Here is a 9,005-nt window from a genome sequence, read left to right as displayed (position 1 = left end):
GCTAATTACAACCATGTTCTGGTTGGGCTTGGGACTATGTATCCAACTGGAACGTAGTAAAAAGTATTGTGGAGTGATTCATCTCTGGGCTGAAGCCCAGAGGATTCTCACTCCATTTTGACTAAACCCCAATCTGTATCAATGAGATTACGATGCTTGATTGTATTTACAAACGCATCTATGTATCTAAATTCACTCAAATTCAATAAATTTTCAACAACTCTTTTAATTGTGGGTGTAATACTGTTATCATCTAAATGTTTTCGAATTTTTTTCATGGTTACTTGTCCTTCACTAAAATGTCCATTGAGCACCGGATAACCCAAAAAAAATAAAATGATTGGGCATATTAAGGACTGTGCACTGGGCAGACGTTGTAGCTGAAAAATTGCTGGGGAAGGGCAAAAAGCATGTTCTTGCAACTGCCATAACTCCTTCTGGGCCTATCCACATAGGCAATATGAGGGAAGTGCTTACCACTGAAGCAATTTACAGGGCTTTAATCGATAAAGGAGGAGATGCCAAACTCATATACATCGGCGACACGTTTGACTCACTCCGCAAAGTATACCCTTTTTTACCGGCTTCATACGAGAAATATGTGGGAAAGCCGCTGTCAGAAATTCCGTGCCCGTGCGGCAGTCATGAGAATTACGCACAGCATTTTCTCTCCCCGTTTCTGGAATCATTGAAAGAATTGGGAATAAAACCAAAAGTATATCTGGCACATGAACTCTATCGCAATGGGAGATACAATGAAGGGATAAAAGTTGCTCTGAATAACGCAGATAAAATACGCGAGATACTGACAAGTGTTGCAAAAAGGGATTTGCCAGAAAAATGGATGCCTTTGAATGCCAGGTGCGAAAAATGCAGCAGGTTAACCGGCAATGTCATTTCCTATGAATATCCATTTGTTTATTATAAATGCCTGTGCGGTAATGAAGGAAAAGCAGACATAAGGATGGGTGGGACGGGAAAATTGCCATGGAGAGTTGATTGGCCAGCCCGCTGGAAAATTTTTGGTGTTACATTCGAGGCTTTTGGAAAAGATCATGCTGCTGCAGGCGGCTCGTGGGATACCGGCAGAGTTATAGCCGAAAAAGTGTACAACTACCCGCACCCGATGCCTTTTGTATATGAATTTATCCATTTAAAAGGAAAGGGGGCTATGCACGGTTCTACTGGCACGGCTATTGCAGCGGAAAAGATGCTTAAAATGACCCCACCGGAAGTGCTGCGATTTTTGCTCATGAAGTACGAACCGTCCCGTCATATCGAATTTGACTCTAGATTAGGTCTGCTCGACCTTGTCGATGAATACGATAAATATGAGAGAATTGTTTTCGGAGAAGAGGGAATAAAGACGGGGATAAAGGATGTCGAAAGAATATACCGGCTTTCACAGCCTTATCCAAAAGCACATGATAAAATGCCTCAGCAGGTGCCATACCGTCATCTCGTCACGCTTGTGCAGATAGCTAAGGACTGGAAAGGAGTGCATGACATATTGAAGAGGAATGGGGAGATAGGCAGGCTTGACGAATACGAGGAAAAGAGATTGATGGATCGGCTTGAGAAAGTTCGATACTGGCTGGATAATTTTGCTCCGGAGCAGGTAAAATTTGAAGTGAGAAAGGAATTGCCGGAGATTGAGGTAACAGGAGAAAAAAAATTTTTCAGTAGGCTAAGAAAAAAATTTGAGGGGGTAGAATGGAATGCGGAAGAAATTCATAAAGCAATTTACGAGGCTGCAGAGGAAGAAGGGATGCCTGCGGGAGATGCATTTCAATACCTATACCAAATAATTCTTGGGCAGAATAAAGGACCGAGAGCGGGCTATTTCATCCATTCGTTGGGCAAAGAATTCATGATGAAAAGGCTGGATGAAGCAATAAAAAGATAGCCGTGTCAATCTCCAATTTCATAAAACTCAATTGGCTTGTTCAAAGCACATATTTCCTTTATCTTCTTCACCCTTCCAGATATGTCCCTGACGTCGTTAAATTCATCCCACCACTCATCTACATCTTTTTTGTATTTTAGCTCCATTTTAATTTTATTTTTATCAACCATTGAATCACCATTAAAAATCTGAAAATATTCTGTGCGAACCGCATTTACTGCATGTTGGGATACTGATAATAAGATAACTGCCAATAAACAAATGTCCGATATCAGATTTACCCAGCTCTGGAATCTTCGAGAATTCTTTTACAGCTTTAAAAAGTACATTCTCCTCCTCAGTTGTATTTGGCTCCAAATTGCCATCAACTGCAAAACATTCAACTCCAATATTTTCTTCATTACCACATTCCATGCAGGCAACCGGGCCCCAGGTATCCCACCCCTCTTTTTCCAGTATTTCCCTATATTCATTTACCGACAGTTTCCTTAAAGATTTTTTGACTTTTTCCATGTAATTTTCTCTTGTCTCATATTCTTCTTCATCAAGCCATTCACTCATTTCATCTGCCGATCTGTTTTTGCATTCATTGCAGACAAAATATATCATCGTCTCGTTTGGCGTTCCACACACACCGCGATTCATATCTTCACGAGTCACTTTTTTGATATATTCAACTTTTTCATCAGAGAGATCTCCTTTTCCACATTTGAAACATTTATACAAAGAACCACCTACCTGGACTTTGTCCAGCTTTCCGATAATAGCCTTAAGTCTATCGAATTCTTTTGGTGTCTTTGTTCCAACTTCTTTTGCTATGAGCAAGCCGCGCTTGATAAGTTTTTTACACTCGTCGAGGTTGGCATCAACGAGTGGCAAACTGCTTACCGCCTTATGAAACACAGTTTTTGAGACATCGTAGCCGCCGAAACAGTCCTTTAAGCCCATTTTCCACTCATCAATCAACATGTATATGAATGCTATGTTTCCATTCCACCGCTCTCTCGCTATCGCAATAGCCCGGCTACCTGGCTCCTCGCTTATCAATACTTTGTACAGTGGAAGATCATCGATAGATTCAAGATCTTTTTTTTCTCTACCCCTCTCTTTAGGCAGACAACACTTCTTATATTTTTTGCCAGAGCCGCACGGACAAGGATCGTTCCTGCCTATCTTCTTGCGTTTGAACATTGTAGTGTTTCCCACTGCATGTAAGTTTGATGGTTTTTTCGATATGAATTTTTCCACTTCATTTTCATCAGTTACGTCAATTCCCCCTGTTAACGCAGGTCGTCGTATATTATAAGCCATTGCATTCATCTCTTTTTCATTTCCAGAATTCTTCGCTGCTGTAACAAATTTCTCTATTGAATCCCAGTGTCTGAAGTCAACTGCATTTCCCATCATCGAAGATATAATATAATCTTTCGTCATAAAACTTTCGATATTAACAAATTTTCATCATGCTCAACCCCGATACATATTTATAAAAATTGTGCTTTTTGTTTTATGAAAAAAACATCGCGCATTTCAGGATTTTATAAATTGCCGGTAAGAGAGAGAATAAAAAAGGTGAAAGAGTTTGCCGGGTTGAACGATGAGGAAGAAGGAATTCTTCTCTCAATGGATGGACTGGACGTTGAGACAGCTGACCGCATGATAGAAAACGTCATAGGCTCATTACAAATGCCGCTGGGGATAGCCACAAATTTTCTGATAAACGGAAAGAACTACATAGTCCCGATGGCAATAGAAGAAACGTCTGTTGTCGCCGCTGCCTCCAATGCCGCGAAAATGGCAAGAGTTAAAGGGGGATTTACAGCGCATGCAACCGAGCCCATAATGATAGGGCAGATACAGATCCTTGATGCGAAGAAGAATGCGATGGAAGAAATAAAATCTCACAAAAAGGAGATACTTGACCTGGCAAACGCCCAGGATAAAATTCTGGTTAGTCTTGGAGGGGGTGCAAAAGATCTGGAAGTGAGACAGCTAAGCGATAACATGCTCTGTATCCATTTACTAGTCGACGTGAGGGATGCAATGGGTGCCAATGCTGTAAATACCATGGCAGAGGCGTGTGCTCCTCTGGTAGAAAAAATAACAGGCGGAAAAACATTATTGCGTATAATCTCCAATCTTGCCGACCGCCGTCTGGTTGAGGCAACCGCCGTTTTTGATAAAGATGTGGTGGGTGGGGAAAAGGTGGTTAACAATATAATCCATGCATACGAGTTTGCATTTCTTGACCCGTACAGGGCAGCCACGCATAACAAAGGCATTATGAACGGGATAGATGCGGTGGCCCTAGCAACCGGAAATGACTGGAGGGCCATAGAAGCAGGTGCTCATGCATACGCTGCGATGAACGGCTATAAACCGCTGACATTATGGGAGAAAAAAGATGGCAACCTTGTGGGAAAAATAAGGATACCGATGGCAGCAGGCACGATAGGGGGAATAACGAAAATCCATCCAATTGCAAGAATATCATTAAAAATACTGGGTGTAAAATCCGCAAAGGAACTGGCGGAAGTGATAGCATCTGTCGGTCTGGCCCAAAATTTTGCAGCTTTGCACGCCTTGACAACAAAGGGGATACAGGAAGGGCATATGCGTTTGCATGCGAAAAACATTGCCGTCACGGCAGGCGCCACGGGAGATGAAATTGACAGAGTAGCAGAAATAATGGCTGCTGAGGGAAAAATAAGAATGGACAGAGCAAAAGAAATACTTGACGAGCTGAGAAAATAAACTATGACATCCTGTTCATGGCTTTGAAAAGGGAAAAAGCTATGAGAAGCGATACGAAATAGGAGACCATCGTGCCCCATAGAATTCCCATGGTTGGGTAGAGAAAATGGATCGGAGCGGCATATCCTATTATGTTGATAGAACCGAATATCATTGATTTTGTCATAGCCCCTGCAAAAATTGGGCTGTGCTCCATAACAGGTTGTAGCATGTTAGTAACTCAATAGACAAGTCTGCTATCCCTGGTTTTCTTCACACAACGAGCAAAAACCTCCACATGAATCAAAATAGGGGAAAGAGATGGTTTATTCTTTATGTTTTTCTGCAACTTTGCCGATCCATATTGTCACAATCACTGCTATGATGATCACCAATATTGCATATGTCAGCATTTGTGGAATGCCTTCCCAGTTATCGCCGAATATTTCTTTAAAAATGGCTATAATTGTCTGATTCCACGCCAGCGCAGCCACCAGCCCGAAAGCCGCTGTAATCAATGCAGCCTTCTCCCTTAAGTGCCATATTTTTTCCCTCCCTTGTAATAGCCCATTCTTCTATGTACACCTGTCGAAATTTTTTGTTTGGTTGGATTTTCAGTCTGTGTTTTTGATCGTATCAATTATTTGCTCTTTTTTCCCTGTCTTTCCCTCCGCCTTCAACTTTTTCTTTTCTAGTTTTAGGCGCGCTTTTTCAACCTTGGCTCTTATCCTTTCCTTTTCTAAGTCAGCTGGTGGCATTTCTTCTTTTGCGGAGAGAGTCATGCTGTATCTGTACGTAAGCGCCAATGCAACCAAAATGTACGCAATCAAGACAGATACAACGGGCAAGGCAATCCATTCAGGGACGGAAGGAACAAAATATTTAATTGCTAAAAATACCGAAAGAAGACCGAGACCAGCCCATGCATGATGACGGCTTTTCGTATTTCCTTTTGCATTCTGCTTTGCTCATGATAAAGGTCTATCCTATATAATGTTCCGGTCCCCACGGCTCCGGCTTGAGGCCTTTTCTTTCCCTTATTTTTGCTGTAACGCCCTCCTGCAAGAATTCTGGCAAAGGTTCAAATCCCATATTTTCTGTATTCCACAGCACTCTTCCGCCTGTCGCCGAGCGTATGGCAGATGCAAATCCGAACATTTCCGCTACCGGGACTTTTCCGTTGATTATGCTCATATCCCTTTCGCTTTTAATGTCTGTTATCGTTGCCCTTCTCTGCTGCAGTTCCTTGCTGACTTCCCCCATCAATTCATGTGGCACTGAGATATATATCTTCTGCATCGGCTCAAGAAGCTTCGGCTTTGCCAGCGTCATCGCCCCGTATATGGCGTTTCTCATGGCAGGGATGATCTGTGCAGGCCCTCTATGAATTGCATCCTCATGCAACTTTGCGTCTACAAGGCGAACTTTGGTTCCCATCACAGGTTCGTTCGCCCTTGGACCACTGTTGATTACTTCTTCAAATGCCTGCTTAAGTAATTCTTTCGTCTCGAATAAATGCTGTATTCCTTTGGTAACATCAGTGATTAAATTCGGGCCTTTTATCATGAATGTTCCTTTGGCTTCCACCCTATCCATACCCAAATTCTGGAGAATCTTTGCCGCTTCTTTCCCATGCTTCTTAACATTTTCGGGTATTTCTCCCTCCTGAATGGCTTTTACTATTTTTTCATCCAGCGGCTCTACTTCAACATAGAGGTAGTTGTGTTTATTCGGAGATTTTCCCTCAAATTTAGGGGATTTTTTCTCCACAGTTTCTCTGTATATTACCGTTGGCTCTGAAGTTATGATATCTACTCCCTGCTCGTGTATTATTCTGTATTCAGTAATTTCAAGATGCAACTCGCCCATACCGCTCATCAGGTATTCTCCTGATTCCTGATTTATGGATACAACTATTGAAGGATCTGATTTTGATATGTTTCTCAGCGCCTTTACGAGTTTTGGCAAATCTGAGGGGTGTTTTGCCTCCACCCTTACTGTAACCACGGGTTCTGATATGTACTTTATTCCCTCAAAGGCTTCCACATCTGGCACGGTTGTGATGGTTGAGCCAGCAATTGCATCCCTTAAGCCGGTTACGGCTGCTATATTTCCAGCTTCAACTTCATTCACGGTAATTCGGTCGCTCCCAACCATAATTGCGACTTGCTGAGTTCTATATTTTTTGGGCATCCCGACGATATATACCTCCTGTCCCTCCCTTATTTCTCCGCTGTAAACACGTCCGAATGCAACTTCTCCGGCATGAGGATCGATAATAATCTTTGTTACCATCACTGCAAGAGGGCCGTTTGAATCGCACCCCAGCATTGCCTTTCCTACAGGTGACTCTGGATCACCTTTCCATATTACGGGAATACGATACTTCTGTGCCTTTTTTGGATCGGGCAAATGCTCTACGACCATATCTAGAGCGATCTTATACATTGGCAGTTTTTTTGCAAGTGTTTTTTCATCTTTGTTTTTGCAATATTCGTATACATCTTTAAAAGTCATGCCCGTTTTATCCATATACGGTTTGGAAATTGCCCAGTTGTGGAGAGAACTACCAAAAATAACGCTACCGTCCTCCACTCTTACTTTCCATTCATCCTTAAATTCCTCCGGAACCATCTTCCTTATAAGCTCGTTGACTTCAGCGATTACCTTTAAGAATCTTGCCTGCATTTCTTCAGGGTTAAGCTTCAATTCATTTATCAGGCGGTCTACTTTGTTTATGAGCAATACGGGCTTTACTTTCTCTCTCAATGCCTGTCTCAATACCGTCTCGGTCTGAGGCATTACTCCTTCAACGGCACATACAACGACTATTCCTCCGTCTACTGCACGCATCGCCCTTGTTACATCCCCTCCAAAGTCAACATGGCCGGGCGTATCGATTAAATTGATTAAATATTCTTTTCCTTCATATTCGTAAACCATCGAAGCCGATGCTGCATTTATCGTTATGCCTCTTGCCTGTTCCTGTTCATCATAATCCAAAGCAAGCTGTTCCCCGGCAAGCTCCTCCGAAATCATCCCCGCTCCAGCAAGCAGATTATCGGAGAAAGTCGTCTTTCCGTGGTCTATGTGCGCAATAACGCCGATATTCCTTATCTTATCGAGTTGCCTCCTCAGTTTCTCCGCCTTTTTCACGTTCTCTTCTTTTCGCCCCATTTAAATCACCTTGCACTTTTCGCAATTCTTTCCATCTCTCCTTTCTTGCTCACCGCGAACGAGGATGGGTCGTCTTTGTATGCCTTTATTATTTCATCGGCAAGACATGCCTCTATTCTTTTTTTGCTGCCCGTGGTAGATGATATCGCCCCCCTGCAAATATTGCGTAAAGCGATATCCAGCCGGCGCAGCGGTGCACTGTCCACAGCCTGCGGTATGTATATTCCGGAAAGAAAAAGGCGGGTTGTCTCCTCCCTCGGGGCCGCATTTTCTATCGCCTTTATGAAAATCTGGAGAGGATTTTCCTTTGTTTTTTTGTGTATGATATCGAATGTCATCTTGACAGTATTATATGCTTTTGTTTTCTTTCCCGTATATCTTTCTGTTCTCATCATATTGTTTATCAATCGCTCTATAATAGAAAGATTTGCCTTCTTGAATCTCCTATTCGCATGCCGCGCATGCTGATGAAGTTTTTTCGTATCCAGATTCATGTATCTTGCCAATCCTTTATCTTCTATCACAATGCCGGATACATCATATTTCCCGAACAATGGCGGTATATTTTCTGGTTCCATGTCATCACCTCACAGGTTTTTCCACTTTACCCCTGACCATTTCCTGTAGGGAGACATTGTTTACTTTTGTAACTTTATATCTTACTCCGGGAATATCCCCGTAGGATTTCCCCATCGCTCCCCCGATTCCCTCTACTACGACCTCATCGTGCTCATCTATATATGTAATAGCCTTGTCGCCGGGAGCGAAGGCAGTGATCATCTTTCCATTCTTTATTAATTGAATTCTGACACATTTTCTTATTGCAGAATTCGGCTGCTTTGCTTCAATACCTACTTTCTCAATAACTATACCTCTTCCCTGAGGAGATCCTTCCAGCGGGTCCGTTTTTCTTTTTAAATCCAGCACTCCCCTCTTGTAATGCATATCATGCCATTGGAGCTTCTGTCTGTCCATCTTAAGCTTTCTTGCCGCATTAAGTCCTCTGCCCATTTTTTCACCAATTTTTATGGCTAATATGCTTCTGGTATATAATCGTAACGGAGAAGGGCTATACATCTGGCAACAGCAATGCAACAAGTTCGTAAAAAATTCTGGGAGTCTTTTTATAAATCCTTTCTTTCCATTAGGGGTAAATGGAAAAATTATCTCTCATAAATGGAGACATAAG

The 9,005-nt window shown here is 42.4% G+C and carries 8 protein-coding genes and 1 pseudogene; 2 read left to right on the top strand and 7 right to left on the bottom strand.

Annotated elements, in window-relative coordinates:
- Positions 1-358 precede the first annotated feature (358 nt).
- A complete protein-coding gene (gene lysS / locus U9O96_03240; GenBank protein MEA2054121.1) occupies positions 359-1,906 on the top strand; it encodes a lysine--tRNA ligase in 1,548 nt (515 codons plus the stop codon).
- 5 nt (positions 1,907-1,911) lie between these two features.
- Here lysS and U9O96_03235 read toward each other — a convergent pair whose 3' ends face one another.
- Together U9O96_03235 and U9O96_03230 are read right to left on the bottom strand one after the other, a co-directional pair.
- Complete coding sequence (locus U9O96_03235; protein ID MEA2054120.1) at positions 1,912-2,076, bottom strand: hypothetical protein; 165 nt, start codon at positions 2,074-2,076, stop codon at positions 1,912-1,914.
- Positions 2,077-2,086: 10 nt separating this feature from the next.
- Positions 2,087-3,097: pseudogene (locus tag U9O96_03230) on the bottom strand (SEC-C metal-binding domain-containing protein).
- Between the two features lie 291 nt (positions 3,098-3,388).
- On the opposite strand from U9O96_03230, the gene U9O96_03225 reads away from it, so the two are divergent.
- Complete coding sequence (locus tag U9O96_03225; protein MEA2054119.1) at positions 3,389-4,660, top strand: hydroxymethylglutaryl-CoA reductase, degradative; 1,272 nt, start codon at positions 3,389-3,391, stop codon at positions 4,658-4,660.
- A 305-nt stretch (positions 4,661-4,965) separates the two neighbouring features.
- Here the strand turns inward: U9O96_03225 and U9O96_03220 are convergent, their stop codons facing one another.
- The 5 genes from U9O96_03220 to U9O96_03200 form a co-directional block, all read right to left on the bottom strand.
- A complete protein-coding gene (locus U9O96_03220) occupies positions 4,966-5,157 on the bottom strand; it encodes a DUF5654 family protein (protein ID MEA2054118.1) in 192 nt (63 codons plus the stop codon).
- 96 nt (positions 5,158-5,253) lie between these two features.
- Complete coding sequence (locus U9O96_03215) at positions 5,254-5,487, bottom strand: hypothetical protein (GenBank protein ID MEA2054117.1); 234 nt, start codon at positions 5,485-5,487, stop codon at positions 5,254-5,256.
- A 133-nt stretch (positions 5,488-5,620) separates the two neighbouring features.
- Positions 5,621-7,816 carry an elongation factor EF-2 gene (locus tag U9O96_03210; GenBank protein ID MEA2054116.1) on the bottom strand — a complete coding sequence of 732 codons (2,196 nt, stop codon included), beginning with the start codon at positions 7,814-7,816 and terminating at the stop codon, positions 5,621-5,623.
- Positions 7,817-7,821: 5 nt separating this feature from the next.
- Entirely contained in the window at positions 7,822-8,394 is a 573-nt protein-coding gene (locus U9O96_03205; protein MEA2054115.1) for a 30S ribosomal protein S7, read from the bottom strand.
- A 4-nt stretch (positions 8,395-8,398) separates the two neighbouring features.
- Positions 8,399-8,827, bottom strand: coding sequence for a 30S ribosomal protein S12 (locus U9O96_03200; GenBank protein ID MEA2054114.1), 429 nt, complete (start codon positions 8,825-8,827; stop codon positions 8,399-8,401).
- Positions 8,828-9,005: the final 178 nt, after the last annotated feature.

Source organism: Candidatus Thermoplasmatota archaeon (assembly GCA_034660695.1).
GTDB lineage: Archaea > Thermoplasmatota > E2 > UBA202 > DSCA01 > JAYEJS01.
Note: the sequence above shows the minus strand (reverse complement) of the source record. Positions and strands in the feature narration are given on the sequence as shown.